Raw genomic sequence first — 26,533 nt, forward strand, 5'->3', positions numbered from 1 at the left:
GCCAACCAAGACTTGAGCCGGCTTCTGGTCAGAATGTTTTGAGCTGTGGGACCAGTTCTGCTATGGCACTTCATGATGCTGGGGTACTTTCGTTGGTAGCTGTTGGGGATGATAGTGAGGTTTTGCCTGTTGATAGTGGTGGGATAAACTATGTATATACTGATGATTGTGATCAAAAGGTTAAAGAGTATTATCAAACCTTTATTGACTGCGTTGGTCAGCCGCCGCTGGCTTTTAAAGATTTTCCATTTCAGTCGCTGATCGATAAGGGGTGGTAAGTCCGGCCAGACTCAGGTTTCGCTCGGAGGAGATTGGGGCTGAGGAGTTGGAAAAAGGGAATGAAATAGTGGATAGAGATCAAAAAGGACAATATTTTATGATTGTACCTGGGGTTACGATCAATGACAGTTTTCAGGTCATCGATCGTAACGGATTGGCTAACCCAAGGATATATATCATGGCAGTCCCTTATATAGTTGGATATAATCCAGATTATTCTGGTATTGATTTCAGTGAAGCTGCTTCACGGGTTATATTTAATGGTTTAATTACAGAAATGTAAAAAAATAAAATAATACAGATGCAAACGATACTTTTTTACTGATTTAAAATAATTCTGCATTCTACATCATGAAATTCCTTAATTAGATGAAATGGAAATAAGGTGCTGACTTCTCATGCAGAAATGGAGCTAGAAAAGTTTTCGATTTATCCTATAAATTTTTCAGGCGACTTTAATGGGATAGATACAGTTATTTCAGTGCCATTGGTGTTTGAATTTATCTTAATTTCACCATTAAGATATTGGACACGGCGGCGAATGGACTGCAAGCCTATTGTTGATCTTCCCTTGTCAGGTTTCTTTTCATCTAAGCCTATTCCATCATCATTGATGGTTAATAATAAATTATCATCTTCCTCATAAATCAGAATATCCACCTTTTTAGCTTTGGCATGTTTGATAATATTGGTGATGGCCTCTTGAATGATGCGGAGTAATGCTATTCGTGTGTCCATTTCGACGCCTGATAATGCGCTATTGTCTATGTGAATATTTTTGTTGTATCTGCTATCAGGCAGAGAATTATCTGTCAATAATATGATTTGCTTTTCAAAAGACTGTTCTTGTTGTTCATCAGCAGCACTGAACCATTCATGGCTTTTGTTTCGGGCAGCTTTATATGCATTTTCCGTTTCCTTTTGGAGCATATTCAATTTTCTTTTCAGGTCAATATCCTTGGTATCCATCTTTAGTATTTCTAATTGATGTCTGATAGCGGCAATGGACGATGAAAGGCCATCATGAAGGTCTTGTCCAAGGCGTTGTTGCTCTTCCTTTACAGCTTGGTGTTTAGCCTCTTCCATAGTCATGATTTGCATATTTGCCATATCATTGAGCGATTCTATCTGTGCTTTCGCTTTTCGGTCCCGATGGAGCATCATTAAATAGATGCCCAGTACAATCATAACTGAGGAAAATGAAATGACCAGCAACCATATGGTTCGTTGCTCATTTTTTTCGCTTAGTAACTTATTGTGGTCCTGTACAGCATTGTATGCAACATAATCATTGATAAACTTTTTTGATTTTTCCCATTCTGCTGTTATCGACTTGTCAAGCTCGAAATAAACTTTGATGATTTCATCTTTATCCCCTAGTAGTTTTGCCGTTTCTAATGCATTGTGTAAAATGTAAATTTCTATGGAGCTGTCTCCATTTTTTTGTGCAACCTCATAAGCCTGGTAATAATATTCTAGCTGTTTTTTAGGATCTTTATCATGAAATTCTGTCATTATAAAGAGTGCGTTGATCACTAGGTCTGTGTTGCCAATACGCCTTGCATCAAGTAACGCCTGGTTTGCAAGTGTTAAAGCTTCCTGTAATTTACCTTTTGAAATTAACAAACGTCCTTGCCATAGTCGATTGTAAATCAGTACAGCATTATCTTTATAGCGGCTTGCAATTTCATTGGATTTGCTCATGTAGTAATGAACACTATCTTCTGGAAGATCTGATTTCCGGAGACAATAGTGCGCATATACCTTGGACATAATACTATCTTTTTTCAGCTTTTCTCCGATTTGGAAAGTCTTTTGCAAGATTGAAATAATCTTTGACCGGTCGGAGACACCCTTATTCATAACAGCGGTCATATCCAGGTATACGGTAATGATTTTTTCGGTATCGTTAAGTCGCTCATACTGGGATAATATCTTTCCGAACAGTTCTAATGATTCCGCATATAACCCTCTTTTATAGAAAGCGAAGGCAATGGAATGGCTGGCCTCTATTTGCCCCCTCTGATAATGTATATTGGCTGCCATACCTTTGGCCTTAACTCCATAATAAAAACAGCTGTCTGCATTTCTGCTTCGGTAAAGTGTCCCGAGTCTGTTTAAGCTGTTGATCAGGGCAATGCTGTCTTTGATTAAAGATAATCCTTGTAATTCCTGCTCGATTTGCCGGATTTGTCCATGTGTGGAGTTGCTACAAATATAAATCAATAAAATAAGGAGCAAAGATCTTTTCATAAGTTTTGTCTAATGCAGCAAAAGTATAGACTTAGAATCATCATTATAACATTTTTTTGGTATTTATTCTTGGCTAGCTCTGCAGCTTAATCTATTGTAGTCTAAATGGTTTAGCTAATTTCCTGGCTTCATATAGAAAGATATTGCTATTCCATTAATTATTATGGTATAACTGAACTATTGGACACAATCGGATCAGAAAATTTGAAATCATATATTTTGAATAGTTCGGGAAATATGTAGTGAAAATAAATTTCTTCTACTACTTTTGGGGCAGTTAATAAACCTATGCGTATGAATAAATTAGCTGCCAAACCAATCAGCTTTCTGAACGATTTAGGTTATACTAATGTAATTTATTGTATTAACCTTAACAGTCTAAATTGTGAATTTAACTTCTTGCAGGAAAGTTTTTCCCAGGAATAAGCTCTTCTCATCTAGTATTTTGTTAGCAACTAAGCTAACTGTACTTATGTTATTTATTGGATCCCCTTGGGTTTCTGCTGAGGAATTCGCCAAGCGAATTACGCAATCTCAGAATTATATCTCTCATAGCCATATTTTTAATGAGATACGTGGTCTTGTTACAGATGCAGAGGGGCGACCGTTATCAGGTGCTTCCATTCAAATCAAAGAAACCAAGCGTGTTACAGTAAGCAATACCTCTGGTCAATTTACTATTGATGCCAAAGTCGGGGATATCCTTATTGTCAAATATATGGGTTATGTAACTAAAGAACTTGCTGTAACCAACGCTTTTGATGTCTTGAAAATTGTTTTGGAAGCGACTAAAGAAGACTTGAAAGAAGTTATGGTAACTGCATTAGGAATAAAACGGGCAGAAAAGTCTTTGGGTTATGCTGTACAAAAAGTTTCAGGAAATGCAATTCAGACTGTTAAAGGTGTTGATTTGGGAACTTCATTAACTGGACGAGTAGCTGGTATGGTGATAAAAAATTCAACTGAATTTAATGTTAGACCGGCTTTGGAACTACGCGGCGAAGATGCCTTGTTGGTAATTGATGGAGTACCATACCAAAACATGACTTTAAGGGATGTTCCTACTGATGACATCGAGAGTATGGATATACTTAAGGGATCAACCGCTTCGGCATTGTATGGATCAAGGGCAGCAGGGGGCGTTTTATTAATTACTACTAAGAAAGGCGCTTCAAGTAAAGGACTTTCTGTTGAGTTTAATAGCAATACTATGTTTCAACTGGGTTATCTGGCTATACCAAAAGTGCAGTCTTCTTATGGACGTGGGCAAAATGGAGAGATCGACAATGATTATGTATGGGGGCCGAAGCTGGATGTTGGTAACACTGCGAATGATTGGAACCCGGTTACAATGCAATTTGAAGAGAATAGGCCTTTGGTTTCTTTGGGAAAAGATAACCTGAAGAATTTTATGAATACAGGTTTAATTACCAATAATAATATTTCATTGGCACAAACCGGAGAAAATGGCAGTTTCAGGATTGGCCTTAATCATGTTTATAATAAAGGGCAATTTCCCAATCAGAACCTCAATATCATGAACTTTACTTCTGGTGGAGAGCTTAAAATAAGTGATAAGTTCAAAATAGAAAGTAGATTTGGAATAAGTAGACGTACTGCACCGCAAATTTGGGGCGGAGGATATGATACTCAGGGTTATTTATATCAGCTCATCATGTGGACAGGTACAGATTACGACATCCGAGATTATAAAAATTATTGGAAAGAACCTAATAAAATTCAGAATTGGATGTACACCAGTTGGTATGATAATCCTTACCTGATTGCTTACGAGAAATTGGATGGGATTGTCCAAAACACGGTAAATGTGAATGTGACTGCTAATTATCAGCTTAATCTGGATTTTAATTTGATGCTGCGTTTGGGCTATGATAATTATAGCAATCAGGAAACCATGACCAATCCAACTGCAAACATCTTTTCTACTCGCGGCGCAGATATCGGTGGATGGGACGCAAAAGGTTTGTACCGCTTGTATAGCAAGACAGGATTCAGTACAAATGATGATTTGATATTAACTTATCATAAGAAAGTTAGTAAGTGGTCATTTGACGGCTTAGCAGGGGGTACATTGTACTACTATTTAAATGAAAGCTTAAATATGGCGACCAAAGGAGGATTAATTTCTCCCAGATTCTTTTCATTGAAAGGTTCTGTGGAGCCAGCTACAATTGATCAGGGTAAAGATGGCTCTTCGCAACAAATTAATAGCCTCTATGGTCGGGCTTCAGTGGGCTGGAATGATGCTGTTTTCTTTGATTTTACAGGGCGGAACGACTGGAATTCTGCACAGCCTAAAGCGTCCAGATCATTTTTCTACCCTTCTGTTGGTTCTAGCGTGGTGCTTTCTGAATTGGTAAAAATGCCTGATGTGGTAGATATGTTTAAATTGCGTGGATCATGGACCCTATTTAAATATGCATCTGATCCTTATCACATCAACAGTCCTTACACCACAATTACTTCGGCATGGAATAACTTGAATTCGGCAGATTATTCATCCTACCTGGTTGCAAATAATGTTTTACCAACTTCGGCCCGTACCTGGGAAATTGGTGCTGCAGCTTATTTTTTGAAAAAACGTTTGCATTTTGATGTGACGTTCTTCAATAAATATTATTATAACCGCCAAACAGATTTAAATGATGTGGGGAATACAGCCTTTCTACCTCCTTCAACCGGTTTTAAAAGGGTCATTGTAAATACCAAAGAAACTTTTGAAAGAAAAGGATTGGAAATTGTCCTGGATGGATCACCAATCAAAACAAATGATTTTGAATGGCAAAGTATCATCAACTGGTCTACTCAGCATCGTTATTATGTGGATACGGATCCGGTTTATACGCCAGACAACCTTTGGGCAAAAAAAGGAGAAAGAATGGATGCTTATGCCGGAACTTATTGGCTTAGAGATCCGGAAGGGAATGTTATTTATCACAATGGATTTCCGGTGGAGAGTGATTACGACAGACAATATGGTTATGAAGACCCCGATTTCAGTTTTGGTTTTATCAATAACTTCAGGTATAAGAACTGGAACTTAGGCATCAATATAGATGGTCGTATAGGTGGCTTAATGTACAATTACATGTATGATAAGATGTGGGACACGGGTACAAATCCCGATACAGATAATCAGTACCGTTACGATCAGGTGGTTAAGGGATTGAATAATTATGTAGGTGAGGGTGTTAAGGTGATTTCAGGTGAAGTTATTTATGATAAATATGGCATTATTACCAGTGATACACGTAAGTATGCAAAAAATGATGTCCAGATAGGATACCAAAGTTTTGCACAGGAGTTTAGAGGCGGAGATATGGGAATCCAAAGCCAATCTTTTGTTAAACTTCGTGAAGTTTCCTTGTCCTATTCTTTTCCTGCCAATGTTGCTACTAAGCTTGGGCTAAAAAGAGCTTCGGTTGCTTTGACTGGACAAAATTTATTTCTGTGGACCAATTTTAAACTCTCTGATCCAGATATAGGTGCCGAGGATCTCAATTCACCTTCGCAGCGTATGCTGGGTTTTAACATCAAAATAGGTATTTAAATACATTTAATTATGAAAAGTAAAGTGTTAATATATATAGCGATAATACCAGTACTGGCAATGCTGATTAATGGCTGTAATAAATTTGATGATATCAATACCAATCCGAATACAACAACAGAAGTAACCTCTGGCTTGTTAGCTACTTCTTTGATTCTGAACATAACAAAAACAGATATAGGCAATACAAAAGAGTTTATGCAGCCTTTTCTTTTAGGAAAATACCTGACCTGGGGAGAAGGACAGGAAGATTTTCAATACAATATATTGGGGCGTTCGGATTTTGATAGATTGACCACATTGAGAAATATAGGGCCAATGGAAAATTATGCAACAAGCGATGCGCTTAAGAAATCTTATCAGGCTTTAGGACATTTTATAAGAGCCTGGCAATTCTTTATCTGTACGATGCAAGTAGGAGATATTCCATATACTGACGCAGGGAAAGGCTTAAGTGATCAGGTACTTCAACCCAAATACGATACACAAAGGGAGGTTTTTTTAGGAATATTAAATGAATTGGATCAGGCTGATTTGCTGTTTTCTCAGGGAAGCAATTTTGAGGGCGATCCGGTTTATGGAGGAAAAGTAGACAATTGGAGAAGATTAACTAATAGTTTTGAGCTGCATGTATTGATGAACCTTTTCAAGAAAACTAATGATATAGAGCTGAAAGTGGTAGAGCGGTTTAAGAATATTGTTTCGGGTCGACCGCTGATGAGGGATTATAAGGACAACTTTGCTTTGGCATATAACAACGTTGCGGGCCAGAATTATCCTTGGTCTGATGTACCTGCCGGGTCGAGAAATTCTTTTGTGAAATCTAATTATACTATGCTTAGCAACACGCTCATAGATCCGTTAAAAGCCATGAGCGATAAACGCTTGTTTTATTATGCCCGCCCTTCGACCGTTAAACTCAACGAAGGAATCTTGCACTCAGACTATGCGGCATATTTAGGTGTTGAACCTTCAGATGTTTTTTCGACCTTACAGACTATCCGGTTAACTAAGGACTATGCAGATATCAACTACCGTTATGTGGAGCTTGTTGATGCAGAGCCAGTAAGTGTTTTTAGTTATTGGGATTTACAGTTTATTTTGGCAGAGGCCACAGTAAGGGGCTGGATTACCGAAACGCCTGCACAAAAGTATTACGCGTCTGGGATTTCAAGTTCAATGAATTTTGTTGCTGCATATACCCCCGATCTTCCTGATTATAATCACAATATGAAAATGGATGAGGATTATATTGCTACTTATCCATCAACTGCTGCAGTGGCATTAGCTGGGACAAATGAACAGCAGATTGCTCAGATTATCACTCAAAAGTATTTGGCTAATTTCTTACAAGGTAGCAAATATCAAGCCTGGTTTGAAAATCGCAGAACGGGTTACCCGGTATTTGTCCTAAATACTTCAACAAACCTTAATTCCTCATCTTCCAATTTTCCATTGCGCTGGCTTTATCCATCCAATGAGCTGGACTATAACGCTGAAAATGTGGCACTAGCTATTAAAAGCCAATATGGGGGCAGCGACGATACCAATCAAGTAATGTGGATTTTAAAAAATTAATATTTGCATGGCTATCCTCCAGTCATAATGCTTGTTCTAATTGGCATGAGTTACAATTCGCTTTATCTTTTCATCTAATTCATCAGTTGCTTTTTCCAGTACCTGGAGTTCTTCTTTAGTTGCTTTATAACCTTCAGCTTTAAATAAATTCATCAGGCCCATGATAGAGGCAACAGGTTTGCGCAACTGATGAGATTGAATATTTGCGATTTCACGAAGTGATTCATTTTGCGTCAATACTTTACGTTCTTGTTTTAGCCTTTCGGTAATGTCTGTTGCATTATAGGATACGCCAATGATTTCAGTATCTGTATTATAGGCTGGTTCGAAAGTAATGTGCCAACAGATCTTTTGTTTTGTATAGGTTAGTTCTCTTTCAATCTCAACAGATGCGCCGGATAAAGCCTTAAAATAATTGCTGCTGAATTCTTTTAAAAAGGATTTTTGAACGTAATCAGTTATTGTTGCTCCTTGTTTTACATCTACACCATGAACTTTTTTGATGAATTTAGCCAGGGCTTTGTTGAACGCGAGTATTTCGAGATTTTTGCCGATAAGCAGGTGGCATGAGTTAGAACTTTCAAAAAAGGAGCGGAGCTTGATTTCTGCACTTTTAGTTTCTATAAACTGTTCTTTTAGAATTTTTAAGCTGGATTCAAACTCAAGAATGTTGATGACCTGCCGGGATAGTATTTTTAATGTCTTTTGCTGGAGGAGAGTTAATTTTTTAGGTTTTTGTCCGATCACACATAAACTCCCAAGTATATGTCCGTCTTGAGTGGTCAACGGAGCCCCGGCATAAAACCGGATACTCGGAAACTCTGTAACCAGCGGATTATTGACGAAACGATTATCTTGCAAGGTGTCAGGAACCATTAATGTTTCTTCCCGCTGTATAATGTGGTTGCAAAATGAGACTTGCCTGCTGGTAGTTTCGAGATTTGTTCCTGTTTTAAATTTGATGTATTGCGTGTGCTCATCAATAAGTGTAATGAGTGCTGTGGGTACTTTACAGATGTTGGCGGCAAAGTTAACGATATCCTGCAGATCCTGTTCTTTACTGAAATTGAGGTTTAAAAAACGGTGAACAGCCTGTAATCTTTCGAGTTCTTTTTGAGGCATTTTTTCCAGTTTAAGATTTACACAATTTGAGTAATGTTATTTTAGTTAAACAAAAGTTTATAAAATTAGTTTTAGATAATATACTGATAAATGTCAGTTAAATAATTTTTTTTCATGAAATCAATTGGTTTAATATGCCTTATATGTTCTATTATGCTGATTGCTTTCGGAACTAAAACCATCCAGGCAGATAAGACATAGGTTGGGGCTATACATACACTAATTAATGCTGCACATATAAGGATAAAGCAGATGTATCGTTATTTACGTTGTTCTTTCAGTTGAAACTGTACGTCATTTTTTAAAACTTAAATCAATTTTGGCTTGAGGTTGTTGTTTTAATTAAGGTAATAGGTCATGCTATGGATGATAACCTTCGGAGGCTGTTTTTGGTCTGCTTTTTTTTAAAATAAATAATCATTTGCGATGTGTGATTTTTCGATTGAATACCCCAAATCCAAGGATGATATGGTGGGGCAGTTAAGGGCTGCTATTGAAGGCCAGACTGATGGTGTTTTTAATGGCGATGTTTCTTCTGGTGCGTTCTCTTTTTCTGCCAGGGGATTTGAATTGGCTGGAGGGTACAGTATCTCTGGTGATCTTGTAGAGGTGAGAATTGCTAAAAAGCCGTGGCTACTTTCCTGTAGAAAGATTGAAGCTGAGATTCGAAAATATCTGGAGCAGGCTGATATGAATTCATCGCAGGATTGATGAATGGAATTGTAAACAGATTTTTTTAAGATAGATACTAGCCTATGAATAATCAAATGCCCAAAGGATTCAAGTCAATTTTGTCGGATTTTAAGCATTATCTGGAGATAAGGGTTGAGCTGATCAGGTTGAATGCCATTGAAAAAGGAGCTAAGCTTGCTGCTGATTTATTAAGCAATGCTATTGTATTATTTTGTTTGATTATAGCCTTTCTGGCCTCAGCAGTTACGCTCGCTTTTTATCTGTCAAGCCTATTACACAGTTATGTGAAAGGGTTCGGTTTTGCAGCCTTATTTTTTATGCTTTTAGTCTGTCTTGTGCTTTGGAAAAAGGATGCGCTGGAAAAAATAGTCGCAGGATTAGCGATAAGAAGATACTTTGAAAAACACTGTGAAAATGGAAAATGGGAGGATTGTCTGGATGAGGAAGAAAGTGGGGTTAATGCCAGGAGTTAATTTAATGTTGAAGAAATGGAGATAAATCAGAAAGCTGAACACTTCTACGATAAGTTTTATGATTGGTTGCTGTTAAAGGGACCGCTGATTTTATTGGGTATAGCTGTTTTACTGGTTGGGCTTTGGCTGATCAGGTTATTTTCACGCTGGATGCAAAACCGGATGATGCGTAAAAAAATCAATAGTTCACTAAAACCTTTTTTTCTTAGTGTAACGGTGGTTGTGTTGCGGATATTGCTGGTTTTTCTGGTGATGCAGATTATGGGTATTCAGCTGACCATCTTTGCTGCTTTAGTAGGTGCAGTGGGTGTTGCCGCAGGTTTGGCATTATCTGGTACAATGCAGAATTTTGCCAGTGGTGTGCTGATCTTGTTGTTGAAGCCTTTCCGTGTTTCAGATAACATCATTGCTCAGGGGCAGGAAGGTACTGTAACTTCAATACAGCTTTTTTATACAGTGGTCACTACTTTTGATAACCGTACGGTGATTATCCCGAATAGTAAACTGTCTAATGAGGTGATCATTAACATTAGTGCAATTGGTAGCAGAAGGCTGGATCTGGAACTTAAATTTAATTATGGGATCGATCTTTCAAAGGTCAGAAAGGTAATTGATGAGACTATTGCAGAATCAAAGTCGATATTAAAAACTCCTGAGAAAAGGGTTGGTATTTCCTTGTTGGAGGAGAATGGTTATAAAGTGATGATCAATGTCTGGTTGAATTCTCATGGTTTTCACGATGCCAGGATGATCTTCCAGGAAAATTTGCTCGAGAATCTGAAATCTTCTGGTATTAAGCTACCAGGGATGGATGTAAAATCATAATGTTATGGAACAGAAACGGATTACATTAAAGGGAATTTGGAATGTCATTAAAGAAACTTTTACAGGATTTAGCGATCATAAGGTCACTAAGCTAAGCGGATCGCTTGCTTACTATACTGTGTTTTCGATGGCGCCGCTTTTGGTGGTGATCATTTCTTTATGTGGCATATTTCTGGGCCAGGAGGCTGCTCAGGGCGAGATTTATAAACAGTTAGCTGGTTTTATGGGCAAGCAAACTGCCCTGCAGCTCCAGGAAATTGTTTCAAAAGCGGCGATAGGCGACAAGGATAAGGTTGCCTTTATCATTGGTCTTGTGACTTTGCTTGTTGGTGCAACTACGGTTTTTGCAGATATTCAGGAATCGATCAATACCATATGGGGACTTAAACCTAAACCAAAACGGGGCTGGTTAAAGATGTTGCAAAACCGCTTCATTTCTTTTTCCGTAATCGTTAGTCTGGGTTTTATATTATTGGTTTCCTTGGGTATAACCACTGTGCTGGATGGTTTTAGTACCCGTCTTCAGGCCAGGTATGCCGATGTGTCTGTAGTTTTGTTTTATATCCTGAATCAATTGCTCACGTTGATTGTGATTACACTTATTTTTGCGGTCATCTTTAAAGTATTGCCAGATGCGCTTATTAAGTGGAAGGATGTATTGTCTGGAGCTGTAGTTACTGCAGTCTTGTTCATGTTGGGTAAATTTGCTATTTCCATTTATATCGGTCAAAGTGATGTTGGTAGCACCTATGGAGCGGCAGGATCACTGGTTATTTTATTACTTTGGACTTATTATTCCTCAATTATTTTGTATTTGGGCGCGGAGTTTACTAAAGCCTATGCAGTTGCCTATGGTTCGGAAATTCGTCCGGCTCATTATGCGGTTACTACTAAAGAAATTGAGGTGGAAACAGGAAATGCCTCTGTGCAGCATAATGCTTCTTCTTGATTTTGTTACAAGCTTTCAGCGATGCTATTTATCGTCATGATTTGTAAATACAGGCTATATGCAGCACATGACACTGGTGCTTACATTCGTAAGCCTTATGATTTATAATGAAAGTTATTGGACATATTTATACTTTATTTTCGTTCCAATAGTAGCTATCAGGATAAATCCTTTGTCCGAAAATAGCCGTACCCACTCTTATAATTGTTGCTCCCTCGGCAATTGCGGTTTCCATATCGTTACTCATTCCCATTGATAATTCCTGCATTTCTACATTAGGAATTTTTAAGGCAATGATTTGTTGCTGAATGTTTTTAAGTAACTGGAAGCACTTACGCACTTTTTCGGTTTCTGCACTGAACAGACCTATGGTCATTAATCCTTTTATTTTGAGGGTGTCCAACTGTGCAACTCGTTTTACCAATTCAATAGCATTATCAGGGCTTGTACCAAATTTGCTTTCTTCGAAGGATGTATTTACCTGTATTAAAACTTCTATGGTTTTGTTTTCAAACAGTAAGCGTTGGTGTAATTTTTCTGCCAAATCCAAGCGGTCAAGAGATTGTATGCAGGAAACATCACATTTCAAAAGGTCTTTAATTTTGTTGGTTTGCAAATGCCCTATAAAGTGGTTTGTATGCGGAACTTCCTGTAAAGTCTTGTGTTTTTCTTTAAGTTCCTGCACTTTGTTTTCAGCTATAAGAGTTTGTCCTGCCTGCAATGCAATTTTGATACGCTCGGCTGGTACGGTTTTAGTCGCCAACAGCAATTTAACTTCATTCGGATTTCTATCGTTTTCTTTACAGGTTTTATTTATCCGCTCTCTTATGATGGCTATGTTTTGTAGGATTTCTTCGTTCATACTTCTACACTTTTTTGTTTTTCTTCCAGTTCTTTTAGCAATACCGATTTTAATAATGTAAAGGTGTGGTCTTTAGCTTCGGCAAATGAGATGTTGTATTTGCGTTCTATGTTCTGTAATTCTGTCGGAAATCGGGATAATACCTTGTTATAATATTCATTTAAAATTTTGGGTGAGGGCATTTCAAAATTTATTCGCAACTGAAACCTCCTTAACAAAGCTGCATCAATAATTTCGGGGTGGTTGGTAGCACACAACAACAATGCTTTTTCGGGGTAGTAGTCTATGAGCTGTATTAAAGTATTTACTAATCTTCGCATTTCGCCTACGTCTTTATCATCGTTTCCTCTTGCTTTTCCGATTTGGTCAAATTCATCTAAAAACAAAACGGCTTTTTCCCTGCCTGCTTTGTCAAATACCTGTTTGATGTTCTGCGATGTTTCGCCAATGCGTGAACAGACTACATTGCTCAAATTGAGTATCAAAATGTTTTTACCTAATGCTTGTGCAATGGCCTTTGCGGTCATCGTCTTGCCACAGCCCGAACTACCATGAAGCAATATTTTGTTGTTTACAGGCAGTCCGTATTGGCTCAATTCTTCAATATATTTATGTTCCTTAATAAGTTGTTCAAACTTTTGTCTGTTAGCTTCATCAAGGAATACATCGTTTAAAGCAACCTGTTCTTTATCGTTTATAATGAGGTCAAATACATTCATAGTTATTTATTTTAGAATATTCATTGAAAACAAAACATCCCTTAATTCAAAATCCGGTTTGTTGTTACTGTACATTTTTAGGAGAACTGCCGAAAGTATAATTCGGGATAAAGTGGAAATTCCTGCATAAATGATAATACTTCTTTTCTAACAAGCTTAATTTCTGTTTCATTATCCGCATTTGTTAAGACACGGTCAACCAAGTCAACAACTTTGAGTATTTCCATTTCTTTTAAACCACGAGTTGTAATGGCAGGTACTCCTAATCGAATGCCTGATGTTATAAATGGTGATTTATCATCAAAAGGAATTGTATTTTTGTTTAGCGTTATATTGGCTTTTTCCAACGCTTCTTGTGCTTTTTTTCCTGTTAGATTTTTATTACGAAGATCAACTAACATTAAATGATTATCTGTTCCTCCGCTAATTAAATTATATCCTCTCTCTGTAAATGCACCAGACATTGTTTGGGCATTGGATATAATTTGATTGCTATATACTTTAAAATCATTCTGTAAAACTTCCTCAAAAGCTATGGCTTTTGCAGCGATTACATGCTCTAAGGGGCCACCCTGTACACCGGGAAACAAAGCAAGGTCAAGCAATTGAGACATGGTGCGAAGTTGTCCTTTATTGTCTTTAATTCCCCAGGGATTTTCAAAATCATGTCGTAACATAATAACCCCACCACGTGGGCCACGCAAGGTTTTATGGGTTGTTGAAGTTACTATATGGCAATGTTCAAAAGGATCATTTAATAACCCTGAGGCGATTAGTCCGGCGGTGTGGGCAATATCTGCTAATACCACGGCTCCAATTTTATCTGCTATCTCCCTGATTAACTTATAATCCCAATCTCTGCTATATGCAGAACCTCCGCATATAATCATTTTTGGCTTTTGTTGCAAAGCCGTTTGCTCTAGCATTTGATAATCTACCAACCCTGTATCTCTATTTAAACCATAAAATAGGGCTTGATGATTTTTACCACTAAAATTGGCTGGGCTGCCATGTGTAAGATGCCCGCCCATAGTTAAATCCAACCCCAATATTTTATCACCGGGTTTAATGCAGCTTAAAAAAACAGCAGCATTCGCCTGTGAGCCGCTATGAGGTTGAACATTAGCCCAATTAATATTAAAAATTTTCTTTAGGTTTTGAATTGCAATCGTTTCGATTTCATCTACAACTTCACAACCTCCATAATATCGTTTACCAGGATAACCCTCTGCATATTTATTTGTAAGGACTGTACCCATTGCCTGCATTACCTGTAAGGATGTAAAGTTTTCGGATGCAATTAATTCAATGCTATTGCGTTGCCGCTCTAATTCCTTGTTTACTAAATTGAATATATGATTAACATTTTCTTTCATGTGATTATTATTTAAGTGATGAGTTGGACTAATAGAAATTAACTTAAGTTTATGAAAACGGCGAACATATTTAGTCCGCCGTTTGTGCTACTTCCACCAATAATAATAATTGTGATTACCGTCATATTCAAAACCGCAACGTGGATAGAGCTTGTTGCCAATGTCGTTGGTCTTTTCTGTTTCCAACATTAATCCACAAGCTCCTGTTTCTTCGCACCATTGTTTACTTCGGTCTATCAATGCTACCGAAAGTCCTTTACCTCGATAATCGGGATGAACGAATAAATCGCTCAATAGCCACTGTTTTTTTAGTTTGATGTAATGATAAAGTTTGTATAACTGAACAAAGCCTACTGCCTTGTCTCCTACATAAACAATGAAAATATTGGATTGCTCATTGTCTAACCGCTCTTGTATAAACTGTTTGCATTTTTCATAATCCTCCGTTTGACGGTAAAAAACCCTGTAAAGATTGAATAGTGTTGCTGCTGTGTCTAAGTCTTCCAGACCTACTTTCTTGATATTGTATTCCATTGCTTGAAATTATTATGATTGAGACAGCAAAATTACCTCTAAGTAGGACTATCTTTGTAGTCCAGTTTAAACATAAAAGGTAGTCCACTATGTTTCCATACGAACATATTATACAAATAGATAAAGAAAGTAAAGTACCTGTTTACAGGCAAATTGCAATTTCGATAATCAATGCGATTAGAAATGGTACATTGAAAGCTGGTACGCATTTGCCAGGTAGCCGTGAATTAGCCAAAACCTTAGGTGTACATCGCAAGACGGTAATTGCTGGTTATGAGGAATTGGATGCGCAAGATTGGATTATGATTGTTCCACGAAAATACGTTGCTGTATCGGAACATATTCCTTTGTTTACACCTCAAAAATGGAGCGAACCCAATATACAGACACCTTATGAAAATAACTTGAATGTACCTTTTAGGATGATAGAGAAAAATGCTTTTAATGAAAATGGCATTTTCTGTCCCGATATTATTATAGATGACGGACATCCTGACGTAAGAATATCCCCGATAGATGGTTTATTAAGAACCTACCGCTCACTCACTTCCCGAAAATATGCCATTAAAAATGCCAATATCGGAACATCCCAGGGAACGTTGAAACTTAGGGAAGAACTGGTCAGCTACCTGTCGGTAACAAGGGGATTAAACATTTCTGTTGCTAACCTATTAATTACTCATGGTGCGCAAATGAGTATTTATTTATCTGCCCAGCTACTTTTAGGGCATTCATCAAAAATCATTGTTGGAAAGCCAAATTATCCGGTTGCGAATAAAACATTTGAGGAAACAGGAGCGAAAATTATTGAGGTAAATGTAGATGAAAAAGGTATTGATACAGACGCTATCGAGAAGATATGTAAACGAAAAAAAATTGATGCTGTGTATGTAATCCCTCATCACCATTATCCTACAACTGTAACATTAAGTGTAGAAAGACGAGTAAAATTATTAGAACTTTCCAAACAGTTCTCCTTTACCATTATTGAAGATGATTATGATTACGATTATCACTATACGTCTGCTCCTTATTTACCTTTGTCAAGTGGCAATCACAACGGGAATGTGATTTATATCGGCTCTTTTTCTAAAATATTAGACCCATCTTTACGGATTGGGTTTATGATAGCTCCGAAGAATTTTATTGAGCAAGGCACTGCTTTGAGAAAAATCATAGATGTTGGTGGTGACGGGTATATGCAGAATGCTTTGGCTATGTTGATAAAAGAAGGCGAACTGAAAAGACATCTGAAAAAAGCAAAGAAATGTTATCACGAGCGTAGGGATTTTTTGGATGTGTTGTTGAAAGAAAAGTTAAGCGAATATGTTTCCTATATCTTGCCCACGGGTGGAATGGCGATTTGGTTAAAACTGAAACCTGATTTTCCTATTGCCCAACTTGCAGCAACCGCGCAGTTTAAAATTATCCGATGGAATATGGAACAAAATGCATTTAGGTTCGGGTTTGCCTCAATGAACGAAACAGAACTGGTACAGGCGGTTGAGGCATTGAAAATGGAGTTGCAAAAGATTAAAAGAAAAGTTTAGATTGCAACCAGTTTTTACCAAATTCCATCGATAAACTCAAGCCAGTATTTAAAATACCATTCGACATATTCATTCGCAAATTATTTTATTTTAAGTGAAAAATAATCTCTTGGTTATCCAAAAAGATAAAGGTAAGATGTTGGTTTATTGCTGGTTATTTTATCCATCAACTTGAATGTTGTTTAGTATTTTGGTAAATTCTTTAAAGTCACCTTTGTGTCTGCTTGCCCCGGTTGTCATTTTTAAATACCATTTTTCGGTAAAGTGACTTTTAAACCAATAAAAAACGGGTATCCAATTTTTTGATTTTACAACAATGCAAGAATAATTTTCCAATTCAGGTCGTTCAATAGTTAAATCATCAATGTTTTTTTTTAACCCTGTTTCTTTTACCCAAAGGTCTATCCAATACTTGTCGTTTTCAAATTGTTTTGCTGGAAATGATGTTTCTAAGCTTACAAAACATTCGATCCCTTTACCTATTCGAAAGGTATAAAATGGTGGTTTGTTGTTTGAAACAGTTTCTGTTAAAGTCCAGGGAGAAGGAATGTTGTCCAAACGAAATCCGCTGGCCGTTTTCAAACTGTTTAGTTTCTGTTTGTTAATCTGTTTTTTGTGAATAGGTTTTGATATCGGAAAATTAAGTTCTGAGATATGGTCAGCTATTTTTTTTACTTCTCCTGTTTCGTGAAACCAAGAGAATATCTCGCTACTCAAATGTTGTTGGTTTTCTTTCGTTGGCAAAAGTAATAAGAAGTCGCCAGAGCCATTTGATGCTATTGCTATTCCGTTAGCAGGAAAATTACCCCAATTTCTAGCTTGTTTGGTTTCTAGAACAATATGATTGGAAGTCCTACTTATTCTTTTTTTATCTGACTTGTCAAAAAATGGAAAGATTTGCCAGTCATCGCCCTTGGTGGTTAGTTCTCCACCATTTTCCTTCTGCATTTTAGCTTTGAAACTTTCAGGAAAGAGAAGTCCAAGCTCTCGCTCAGTTTCTGAGATATATTTGATGTCTATTGGGAATGGCATTTGTCAATTTATTTTTAGGTTTGGCTTTTGTGATTACTAACCTCGGGTGGAAAATTTACCACAGCAAAAAGGTAGTGTTATTTTACATCACTTCAATAAATCTATATTTTAATTAGTAATTTTTAATACCCAAATTACGTAATGTTTATATGTAATGTTAATTCGGTTAATCCATTTTGTGTTTCTAAATCACTTACTATGCCAGTTAATTTCTTCATCAACAAACCTTTCCATCATCTTCAAGTGGCTAAGTGGTAGTACACAGATTCGTAATTTTTACCAGCATAGCTTTTTAAATAGCTTTGACTAAGAGTTGAAGTATTTAAAATAGGAAGATTCAGCAGGCTTCAAAAAATCTTGCTATTTTTGCCTTAGTTTATTTAACTCCGGGTAAATTCCTAATTGATTCCTAAATCAGAGTCTATATTAAGCCCAAATAATTGTCCTTCACATTATGAAAATTCTGATCATTGAAGATGAAATAAAAATTTCCGAAACCATAAGACGTTTTTTGGAATCTGAAAAATATATAGTCGAATCTGCCTTTGATTTTGATTCTGCGATAGGAAAAATAGCTTTATATCAGTATGATTGCATCCTGCTGGATATTATGTTGCCAAATGGCAGTGGAATGGATATTCTCAAAGAAATAAAAAAAGACAAAAAGGAAGATGCAGTCATTATTCTTTCTGCAAAGGATTCGGTGGAAGACAAGGTTTTAGGACTGGATCTGGGCGCAGATGACTATCTTTCAAAACCATTTAATCTTTTGGAACTACATGCACGGATCAAATCTGCCATCAGAAGAAAAAATCGTACAGACGAAAATAGCATCAATTATAAAAATGTAATGATTATTCCCGATGACAGAAGGGTACTTGTTGATGAGGTGGAAATAATACTTAACAGAAAAGAATACGACCTACTTTATTATTTTATGATCCGTCCAGGGAAAACATTGCAAAAAACAACGTTAGCCGAACTGGTCTGGGGAGATTACATTGTTCAGGCAGACAGTTTGGATTTTATTTATTCCCAGATAAAAAACTTACGGAAGAAACTTAAAGACAATAATGCTGAAATTGATTTTCAGGCGGTTTACGGAATTGGTTATAAGCTTATATAGATGAATGTTTCGCTAAAGAATTTTATCCTAAAACATCTGGTAATTGCCCTTTTATTTATCATTGCAATATGGGCGGGGCTTTTTTATGCTTTTATTTTAGATGAGCTTTACGATAATACCGATGATGGACTTAAGAATCTTAAAATTCAAATTATACGGGAAGCCTTCCTTGACGAAAAAATTCTGGAGACCAAAGAATTTGATTTTCAACAATTCCGCATTACCCCCATCAACGAAACACAATATAAGAAAGGTGATTTTTTCAGAAATGAGCTATTTTTTATGGAATACGATGGGGAATTAGAACCTTATCGTGTTTTGGAAACTTATTTTACCGACAGTAATAAAAATTCTTACAAACTCGAAATACGGACTTCTACAGTTGAAGAGGATGATTTTGGCGAAGATTTATTCCTGGCCCTTATTGCTTTATATCTTTTTTTGGTGATAAGCACTATTATAATTAATCATCTGGTGTTAAAAAAGGCATGGAAACCATTTTACGGTACTTTGAATAATTTGGGGAAATATGAATTTGGAACCACAAATAAAATAGATTTCCCAGCAAGCCGTATAAAAGAATTTAGCCGCCTCAATAACGAGATTAACAAAATGATCAAACGAAATGAAGAATCTTTTTTACAGCAAAAATATTTTATAGAAAATGCCGCTCACGAACTGCAAACTCCACTTACCATTGCGATCAACAAGCTTGAGTTACTACTTGAAGATGAAAGTATTTCTGAAGAAAATTTGCTTGAAATTAACCTTACAAGAGAAGGTTTACTACGTTTGGTAAGGCTCAACAAGTCTTTGCTTACCATTTCCAGAATTGAGAATAACCAGTTTGGTGAAAGGCTGGAAATGAGTTTTAATTCGGTTTTAGAGAATATATTGGAGGGCTTTTCAGAAATGGTACACTATAAAAATATTGAACTTTCTTTATCGGATAAAGGTGTTTTCAAAGCTAATATGAATCCCGACTTAGCTTACATTCTGCTTTCTAATCTGTTGTTAAATGCCATAAAATACTGCAACGAAGATGGAGAAATAGGCGTTGAAATTACTGAAGATAAAGTTGTTGTGAAGAACACTTCAGTGGCTAATTCTCCGTTAGACAACGATTTAATTTTTAACAGATTTTATAAGCAGTCCAAAGATAATACTTCGACAGGGCTAGGACTTTCTATCGTTAAATCGATTATAGGACAGCATTCGGATTTATTTGTCGAATATAATTTCGAGAACAATTTTCATACTTTCTCCTTGAAGCATAGAGATTCCTAATTTTTTCCTAATTCGTTAAAGAGCTTTGTTCTATAATTTAAATCATATTTATGAAAAGCTCAATAATTAAAATCGGATTTTTTGGATTAGTGATATCTTTTATTGCAATGAATGTCACTGCACAAGAAAAGCTAATCAACAGGAACGAATTGCCTAAAACGGCTCAGAAGTTTATTTCAGACTATTTTAAAGATCAAACGCCGGATTATATCATAGTTGATAAGAAATACTTTTCTACCGACTACAAACTCCAATTTGCAGATGGAACAGAAATTGAATTTGATGGTGAAGGTAACTGGACCGAAGTAGATGGAAACAAAAACATTATCCCTACAGGTTATCTCCAAAAAAACATTCTGAATTATGTGAATGAAAAATTTCCCAATGCAAAGATCATCCAGGTTGAAAAAGGAAAATTTAAGCAAGAGGTTAAACTCTCTAACGGGCTGGAATTGGAATTCACCTCTAAAGGGGTATTTAAAAGAATAGAAGACTAAATAATAACATTAAAATTAAAGAAGATATGAAAAGAATATTTTTTGCAGCCGCAGTAGTTTCATTAGCTTTTACAGCAATATCCTGTTCAAAAGACGATGACCATTCAGAGAGTTTAATTCAAAAAAGCGAGCTAGCTTCAGAAGCCAGGACATTTGTAGATACTTATTTTTCCGGGAGCCAAGTGTTACGAGTAGAAAAAGATACTAGAAGCACAGACGAATATTATGAAATTTATTTTGAGGGTGGAATTGTGGCCGATTTTAATCAATCAGGTAAATGGACAGAAGTTGATGGAAATAATCAACCTATTCCAACAGGATTTATCCTTCCTGCTATCGTAGACTATGTTACGATGAATTATGCAACTTCAGCTATCGAAAGTATTGACAAAAAGCCATATGGATTTGATGTGGATTTGCTGAACAATACTGAGTTGCGTTTCAGTTCAACCGGAGTATTTTTAGGATTGGAAAACTAATCATAAGAAGAAAATCAGTATTTTCCCTTTTACTATTTTCTTCTACCAGTATCATACTCATATACTAATTTACTACATCATAATGTAGTAAATTAGTATATGAGTATTTAATTTTCACCATATCTACTATCAAGACCGCTTTTGCCTTTCCTTCATGTGTCATGCATTTTATTGCTATTTTGTTGAATGATATAGCATTTAATTGCTATAATGACAGTATGCGTATTATCACTCTGCTGGAGTAGCATTACTTTTATTCGCATTAAGTAAGACTCAAAATTTAATTTTTTTATAAAATGCGTTTGATTATAAAAAATGCCAAAACTGTCTATGTTACTCCAGCCTCAGAATCACACCATTTAGATATAGATATTGAGGAAATAGAAACGGATGAACTACTAAGCCATATTGATATTGTTACAGCAATTGAATATTATGGTATGACAGAACTATTGGATACAATAGGAGAGGCTCATCTGAAATCACATTTGGAAGGTCTTAAAGCAGGACTTACCTAAAAATACCTGCTAAAATAATATTTAACGTCATTTGATTTGTATTTCTACAATTTTTCTGAGTATTTATTGTTTGCAAAGCGATTGCTTTTAGTAGCTCAATTAAGTTACTACATATTTTAACAAAGGATGGATATACTTACCCTGTAAACAATAATGGCCTTTATTTCACTTTTTTGGTGAATAACAATGGTTTTCTAAATCAGACTACACAAGAACCTATTTATAAAAGTTTAAATACTTCAAAGGATTTAAGTGGACTGTAGTTGAAATTCTTGAAGAACTAGTAAGGATGATGCGTGATAATCCGACTCTTGAAATTGAATTGGGCTCCCACACAGACTCTAGGGGATCTGATATTTATAATCTCGATCTTTCTCAACGACGAGCTAAATCGGTAATGAATTATCTGATTAATCGAGGAATTTCCAGGAATCGGTTAAGGACAAAAGGATATGGTGAAACCCAATTGTTAAATCGTTGTAAAAATGGTATAAAATGTTCTGCTCAGCAACACCATATGAATAGACGAACAGAGTTCAAAATAATTAAATACTAAACGTTTGGTAAGATTTTAATGATGTTAAATCGCTCCAGAGCAAACTCAGTACCGTAACGCTCCTGGATTCGAGTAGGGGCGAACAGGAAGCTAGGTATGAGAGTTGAATGACCACCTGAGGGTGGTCATTCTATAGTTTAAAAATTAGTAAATGAATAGAATATATTAAAAATTGGGCCTATCGTATAAATTCTGCAGCGATGTTTAGATTAGTTCCTGCTCACGTGCATATGACAATAACTCAGTAATTGAATTTACATTTACCTTAGCCATCATGTTGCGCCGATGTGCTACAATCGTATGTTTACTGAGATACGCCTTCTCGGCAGTGTGAGCAATGGATAATCCTTTTGCAAAATACTGTAGGATTTCCAACTCCCGCGATGTAAATGATATTTTTCTTTTGTTATCTGTATGATCAACAATTTTACCGATTACTGGGCATATATACTGATGACCATATGCTATGGTGGTCAGGCATTGGATTATAGTATCAAATCCGGATGACTTGGAGATAAATCCCTGTGGCTTATAATCCAAAATACTAGTTACCACCGAAGGGCTGATTGTTGAACTCATTATAATTATCCTGAGCTGTCGATTCAAGCGCTTTATCTCATTAATAAGCATAAGACCATTCTCATTTTTAAGATAATAATCAAGAAATAGGTAAATGCTTGTTTTTGAGTGTTTAATGATAAATTTTGTTAATTCTCTTTTATCATTAAGTGTGTGAACATCGTTAAAAAGTTCCAATCGTTCTATTAATGCTGCGAAAGAATCCGCAAATAAAAGATGGTCATCGAAGACAATAGCAATAGCGTTGATTTTCTCCATAAATTTTCCTAAAGTAGTAAAATTTAAAAGGAAAAATAGATAATTTTTCAGCTAGTTCACTTATAAGATATTGTTTTACCGATTGATGCCTAGTAATTGTCTAATTGCTTAATTCTTTTTGTGTGTTTGTTTTTAGGCGTAGCGAATTGCTCTTCAAGTGTCTATGAAAACAATAAAAAATATAAACGGAGATCAGATTAGCTCCTGCTTACGTGCATAAAACAATAGTTCTGTGATAGAATTAACTTTTACCTTTGCCATCATTTTGCGACGATGTGCTACAATCGTATGCATGCTTAGATGCGTTTGCTCAGCGGTTTGAGCAATAGATAATCCATTTGCAAAGTAATGAAGCACCTCGAGTTCGCGCGCAGTGAATGGTAACTTTATAGTTGAGTTTGTACTTGAGGCAATATCACTAATTGTAGGAGAAACATATTGCTTTCCCTGAATTATTGTCGTAAGACATTCAACCATGACATTAAAACCTGATGATTTGCTTACAAAACCATCGGGATTGTAGCTCAGAATATTTGTAATTGTAGTGGGACTTATTACTGAGCTTACTATAATTATTGTAATGTGTTTGTTTAACCGTCTTGCTTCGTTAATTAGTGGCAGGCCATTCTTATTTTTAAGATAATAGTCTAAAAACAGATAAATAGGGGAATCATAATGTTTAACTAAGAAAGAAATTAATTCTCTTTCTTCGCTAATTGTGTGAACGGAACGGAAGAGGTCTAGCCGCTCAATAAGTGCTGAAAATGAATCTGCGAATAGAAGATGGTCGTCAAAGACAATTGCAATTGCTTGAGTTTTTCTCATAAATGGTTCTAATACTGCAAAAGTAAAGGATTGGATGATTGTAACTTATATATAGATGCTTTAATAGCTAATTAATGTTATTTGTATATCATACAATAGCAAATTCTTGTTTCTTGTTTTCTAAACTGATACAATTTTTAACGATAAATAGTCATCTCTTTTTCTTCTTTATTTTTAAGGGTATTGAAATAATGCTTCTTTCTTTGCTATTAGACATAGCATTTTTTTGCTATTGTCCTAAAATATATACCATTTTTTTGTAAAAAAACCATATTTATGACGTTGGCTCAATACTTTGATGTTAATTTTATTTCACCATAACTATCTAAAACGTTCATCAATCGCATCTTTTATGAAGATAAAATTACAATCTCTTCTGTCTAAGAAAAAAGGACATACTCATCAAAAAAAAATCATTGGTTCATTGCCAGGATACAACCTTGAGCTAAGTGTAAAGTATAAAACCAATAGTTTTAAACAATTTTTTAATCACCGCCTAGCTAGTACGATGAAGAAAGTCATGTGGATAGGTTTGATATTTGGATGCCATGTAATGGCATCAGCTCAGCAGAAAATAAAAGATGGCACAGTGTCGGGTAGCAATTTACCTAATAAGGATGCATTGTTAGAGTTAGAAAGTAAGAATAAAGGAATACTTCATACACGAGTTAGCTTAACTCGGACAACCGAGGCGGAACCACTCACAGCTCATGTTGCGGGTATGATGGTTTACAATACTTCAACCGTAAATGATGTTGTGCCAGGAATTTATTATAATGATGGTACAAAATGGGTGTTCGTACGAAGTTCAAGTTCTATTCTTGTTGAAAATCAGCCTGGAAAAACCGGGAGTCCTGGTACCCCAGGTGCCGTTGGAGGCCCGGGACCAGGAGTTGCTATTGTAAATAATGATAGTGGAACCTGGGTTTTTAATCCAACAACAAATAGTTGGACAAATATTAAAGGTGCTAATGGTACAAACGGTACTTCAGTAACAAGTGGTACTACAACTCCAACAGGTACAGGAGCCGCTGGTGATACTTATATCAATACTACTACAGGAGAAACCTATGTTTACAATGGCACGACCTGGATTCCGACTGGAAACATTAAAGGTCCAGCTGGACCTCAAGGTGTTCAGGGGCTTGCTGGCACTAACGGTACAAACGGGATTGATGGTAAATCAGTTACTAGCGGTGCAGGTGCTCCAACAGGTACAGGCGCTACTGGCGATACTTATATCAACACGACAACAGGTGATACTTATACTTATAATGGTACTACCTGGGTTCCAACTGGAAACATCAAAGGTCCTGCTGGAACTAACGGTACAAACGGTACAAACGGAACCAATGGTACTTCAGTGACTAGCGGTGCAGGTGCTCCAACAGGTACAGGCGCTACTGGCGATACTTACATCAACACCACAACAGGTGATACTTATACTTACAATGGTACTACCTGGGATCCAACTGGAAACATCAAAGGTCCAGCTGGACCTCAAGGTGTTCAGGGGCTTGCTGGTACTAACGGTACAAACGGTACAAATGGAACCAATGGTACTTCATTGACTAGCGGTGCAGGTGCTCCAACAGGTACAGGCGCTACTGGCGATACTTACATCAACATAACAACAGGTGATACTTATACTTACAATGGTACTACCTGGGATCCAACTGGAAACATCAAGGGCCCTGCTGGACCTCAAGGTGTTCAGGGGCTTGCTGGTACTAACGGTACAAACGGTACCAATGGAACCAATGGTACTTCAGTGACTAGCGGTGCGGGTGCTCCAACAGGTACAGGCGCTACTGGTGATACTTACATCAATACAACAACAGGTGATACCTATGCTTACAATGGTACTACCTGGGATCCAACTGGAAACATTAAAGGTCCTGCTGGAACTAACGGTACAAACGGTACAAACGGAACCAATGGAACCAATGGTACTTCAGTGACTAGCGGTGCAGGTGCTCCAACAGGTACAGGCGCTACTGGCGATACTTACATCAACACCACAACAGGTGATACTTATACTTACAATGGTACTACCTGGGATCCAACTGGAAACATCAAGGGCCCTGCTGGACCTCAAGGTGTTCAGGGGCTTGCTGGTACAAACGGAACCAATGGAACCAATGGTACTTCAGTGACTAGCGGTGCAGGTGCTCCAACAGGTACAGGCGCTACTGGCGATACTTACATCAATACAACAACAGGTGATACCTATACTTACAATGGTACTACCTGGGATCCAACTGGAAACATCAAGGGCCCAGCTGGAACCAATGGAACCAATGGTACTTCATTGACTAGCGGTGCAGGTGCTCCAACAGGTACAGGCGCTACTGGTGATACTTACATCAATACAACAACAGGTGATACCTATGCTTACAATGGTACTACCTGGGATCCAACTGGAAACATCAAAGGCCCTGCTGGAACTAACGGTACAAACGGAACCAACGGAACCAATGGTACTTCAGTGACTAGCGGTGCAGGTGCTCCAACAGGTACAGGCGCTACTGGCGATACTTACATCAACACCACAACAGGTGATACTTATACTTACAATGGTACTACCTGGGA

At 36.8% G+C, this 26,533-nt stretch carries 25 protein-coding genes; 16 read left to right on the forward strand and 9 right to left on the reverse strand.

What is annotated here, in order from left to right; all coding sequences use genetic code 11:
* Positions 1 to 38: 38 nt before the first annotated feature.
* Together WC623_RS21570 and WC623_RS21575 are read left to right on the forward strand one after the other, a co-directional pair.
* Positions 39 to 278, forward strand: a complete 240-nt coding sequence (locus WC623_RS21570; RefSeq protein ID WP_372855028.1) for a hypothetical protein — start codon at positions 39 to 41, stop codon at positions 276 to 278.
* Entirely contained in the window at positions 272 to 562 is a 291-nt protein-coding gene (locus WC623_RS21575) for a hypothetical protein (RefSeq protein WP_372855030.1), read from the forward strand. The genes WC623_RS21570 and WC623_RS21575 overlap by 7 nt, the downstream gene beginning before the upstream one ends.
* Before the next feature lie 146 nt (positions 563 to 708).
* On the opposite strand, the gene WC623_RS21580 is transcribed toward WC623_RS21575, so the two are convergent.
* A complete protein-coding gene (locus WC623_RS21580) occupies positions 709 to 2,532 on the reverse strand; it encodes an ATP-binding protein (protein WP_372855032.1) in 1,824 nt (607 codons plus the stop codon).
* A 472-nt stretch (positions 2,533 to 3,004) separates the two neighbouring features.
* Between WC623_RS21580 and WC623_RS21585 the strand changes: the two genes are divergently transcribed.
* A complete protein-coding gene (locus tag WC623_RS21585) occupies positions 3,005 to 6,103 on the forward strand; it encodes a SusC/RagA family TonB-linked outer membrane protein (protein WP_372855034.1) in 3,099 nt (1,032 codons plus the stop codon).
* 12 nt (positions 6,104 to 6,115) lie between these two features.
* Entirely contained in the window at positions 6,116 to 7,681 is a 1,566-nt protein-coding gene (locus WC623_RS21590) for a SusD/RagB family nutrient-binding outer membrane lipoprotein (RefSeq protein WP_372855036.1), read from the forward strand.
* A gap of 36 nt (positions 7,682 to 7,717) precedes the next feature.
* Here WC623_RS21590 and WC623_RS21595 read toward each other — a convergent pair whose 3' ends face one another.
* Positions 7,718 to 8,803, reverse strand: coding sequence for a GAF domain-containing protein (locus WC623_RS21595; protein WP_372855038.1), 1,086 nt, complete (start codon positions 8,801 to 8,803; stop codon positions 7,718 to 7,720).
* Between the two features lie 426 nt (positions 8,804 to 9,229).
* Here WC623_RS21595 and WC623_RS21600 point away from each other — a divergent pair, with 426 nt between their 5' ends.
* Genes WC623_RS21600 through WC623_RS21615 form a run of 4 tightly spaced genes read left to right on the forward strand, consistent with a single transcriptional unit; the run spans position 9,230 to position 11,743 of the window.
* On the forward strand, positions 9,230 to 9,514 hold the full coding sequence (locus WC623_RS21600) for a hypothetical protein (RefSeq protein WP_372855040.1): 285 nt from the start codon (positions 9,230 to 9,232) through the stop codon (positions 9,512 to 9,514).
* Positions 9,515 to 9,558: 44 nt separating this feature from the next.
* Positions 9,559 to 9,969 carry a phage holin family protein gene (locus tag WC623_RS21605; protein ID WP_372855042.1) on the forward strand — a complete coding sequence of 137 codons (411 nt, stop codon included), beginning with the start codon at positions 9,559 to 9,561 and terminating at the stop codon, positions 9,967 to 9,969.
* Positions 9,970 to 9,984: 15 nt separating this feature from the next.
* Positions 9,985 to 10,794, forward strand: coding sequence for a mechanosensitive ion channel family protein (locus tag WC623_RS21610; RefSeq protein WP_372855044.1), 810 nt, complete (start codon positions 9,985 to 9,987; stop codon positions 10,792 to 10,794).
* A 4-nt stretch (positions 10,795 to 10,798) separates the two neighbouring features.
* On the forward strand, positions 10,799 to 11,743 hold the full coding sequence (locus WC623_RS21615; protein WP_372855046.1) for a YihY/virulence factor BrkB family protein: 945 nt from the start codon (positions 10,799 to 10,801) through the stop codon (positions 11,741 to 11,743).
* A gap of 127 nt (positions 11,744 to 11,870) precedes the next feature.
* Here WC623_RS21615 and WC623_RS21620 read toward each other — a convergent pair whose 3' ends face one another.
* From WC623_RS21620 to WC623_RS21635, 4 genes are all read right to left on the reverse strand, one after another.
* A complete protein-coding gene (locus WC623_RS21620; RefSeq protein ID WP_372855048.1) occupies positions 11,871 to 12,605 on the reverse strand; it encodes a YggS family pyridoxal phosphate-dependent enzyme in 735 nt (244 codons plus the stop codon).
* Entirely contained in the window at positions 12,602 to 13,324 is a 723-nt protein-coding gene (locus WC623_RS21625; RefSeq protein ID WP_372855050.1) for an AAA family ATPase, read from the reverse strand. The genes WC623_RS21620 and WC623_RS21625 overlap by 4 nt, the downstream gene beginning before the upstream one ends.
* Positions 13,325 to 13,401: 77 nt before the next feature.
* Positions 13,402 to 14,700 (reverse strand): serine hydroxymethyltransferase, encoded by a 1,299-nt coding sequence (gene glyA, locus WC623_RS21630; protein WP_372855052.1) that lies wholly within the window; start codon positions 14,698 to 14,700, stop codon positions 13,402 to 13,404.
* 87 nt (positions 14,701 to 14,787) lie between these two features.
* Positions 14,788 to 15,234: a GNAT family N-acetyltransferase gene (locus tag WC623_RS21635; protein WP_372855054.1), complete on the reverse strand. Its 447-nt coding sequence runs from the start codon at positions 15,232 to 15,234 to the stop codon at positions 14,788 to 14,790.
* Positions 15,235 to 15,323: 89 nt separating this feature from the next.
* Here WC623_RS21635 and WC623_RS21640 point away from each other — a divergent pair, with 89 nt between their 5' ends.
* Positions 15,324 to 16,784, forward strand: a complete 1,461-nt coding sequence (locus WC623_RS21640; protein WP_372855056.1) for a PLP-dependent aminotransferase family protein — start codon at positions 15,324 to 15,326, stop codon at positions 16,782 to 16,784.
* Positions 16,785 to 16,943: 159 nt separating this feature from the next.
* On the opposite strand, the gene WC623_RS21645 is transcribed toward WC623_RS21640, so the two are convergent.
* Entirely contained in the window at positions 16,944 to 17,816 is an 873-nt protein-coding gene (locus WC623_RS21645) for an SMI1/KNR4 family protein (RefSeq protein WP_372855058.1), read from the reverse strand.
* Between the two features lie 454 nt (positions 17,817 to 18,270).
* On the opposite strand from WC623_RS21645, the gene WC623_RS21650 reads away from it, so the two are divergent.
* The 6 genes from WC623_RS21650 to WC623_RS21675 all read left to right on the forward strand — a co-directional run bounded on the left by WC623_RS21650 (position 18,271) and on the right by WC623_RS21675 (position 22,279).
* Positions 18,271 to 18,942, forward strand: a complete 672-nt coding sequence (locus WC623_RS21650; RefSeq protein ID WP_372855060.1) for a response regulator transcription factor — start codon at positions 18,271 to 18,273, stop codon at positions 18,940 to 18,942.
* A complete protein-coding gene (locus WC623_RS21655) occupies positions 18,943 to 20,229 on the forward strand; it encodes a sensor histidine kinase (RefSeq protein WP_372855062.1) in 1,287 nt (428 codons plus the stop codon). It begins immediately after the preceding gene.
* Between the two features lie 50 nt (positions 20,230 to 20,279).
* Positions 20,280 to 20,726 (forward strand): PepSY-like domain-containing protein, encoded by a 447-nt coding sequence (locus tag WC623_RS21660; RefSeq protein WP_372855064.1) that lies wholly within the window; start codon positions 20,280 to 20,282, stop codon positions 20,724 to 20,726.
* 26 nt (positions 20,727 to 20,752) lie between these two features.
* On the forward strand, positions 20,753 to 21,205 hold the full coding sequence (locus tag WC623_RS21665; protein WP_372855066.1) for a PepSY-like domain-containing protein: 453 nt from the start codon (positions 20,753 to 20,755) through the stop codon (positions 21,203 to 21,205).
* Between the two features lie 296 nt (positions 21,206 to 21,501).
* Positions 21,502 to 21,723, forward strand: a complete 222-nt coding sequence (locus tag WC623_RS21670; protein WP_372855068.1) for a hypothetical protein — start codon at positions 21,502 to 21,504, stop codon at positions 21,721 to 21,723.
* A 268-nt stretch (positions 21,724 to 21,991) separates the two neighbouring features.
* The gene (locus WC623_RS21675; RefSeq protein ID WP_372855076.1) at positions 21,992 to 22,279 is read left to right on the forward strand and encodes an OmpA family protein; all 288 of its coding nucleotides are present in this window, start codon (positions 21,992 to 21,994) and stop codon (positions 22,277 to 22,279) included.
* Between the two features lie 204 nt (positions 22,280 to 22,483).
* On the opposite strand, the gene WC623_RS21680 is transcribed toward WC623_RS21675, so the two are convergent.
* Positions 22,484 to 23,116, reverse strand: coding sequence for a LuxR C-terminal-related transcriptional regulator (locus WC623_RS21680; RefSeq protein WP_372855070.1), 633 nt, complete (start codon positions 23,114 to 23,116; stop codon positions 22,484 to 22,486).
* A gap of 192 nt (positions 23,117 to 23,308) precedes the next feature.
* Positions 23,309 to 23,941, reverse strand: a complete 633-nt coding sequence (locus WC623_RS21685) for a LuxR C-terminal-related transcriptional regulator (protein WP_372855072.1) — start codon at positions 23,939 to 23,941, stop codon at positions 23,309 to 23,311.
* 352 nt (positions 23,942 to 24,293) lie between these two features.
* Between WC623_RS21685 and WC623_RS21690 the strand changes: the two genes are divergently transcribed.
* Positions 24,294 to 26,533 (forward strand): beta strand repeat-containing protein (locus tag WC623_RS21690; RefSeq protein WP_372855074.1); only part of this gene is annotated, 2,240 nt, incomplete at its 3' end.

The sequence above is a fragment of the Pedobacter sp. genome, from assembly GCF_041645105.1.
GTDB lineage: Bacteria > Bacteroidota > Bacteroidia > Sphingobacteriales > Sphingobacteriaceae > Pedobacter.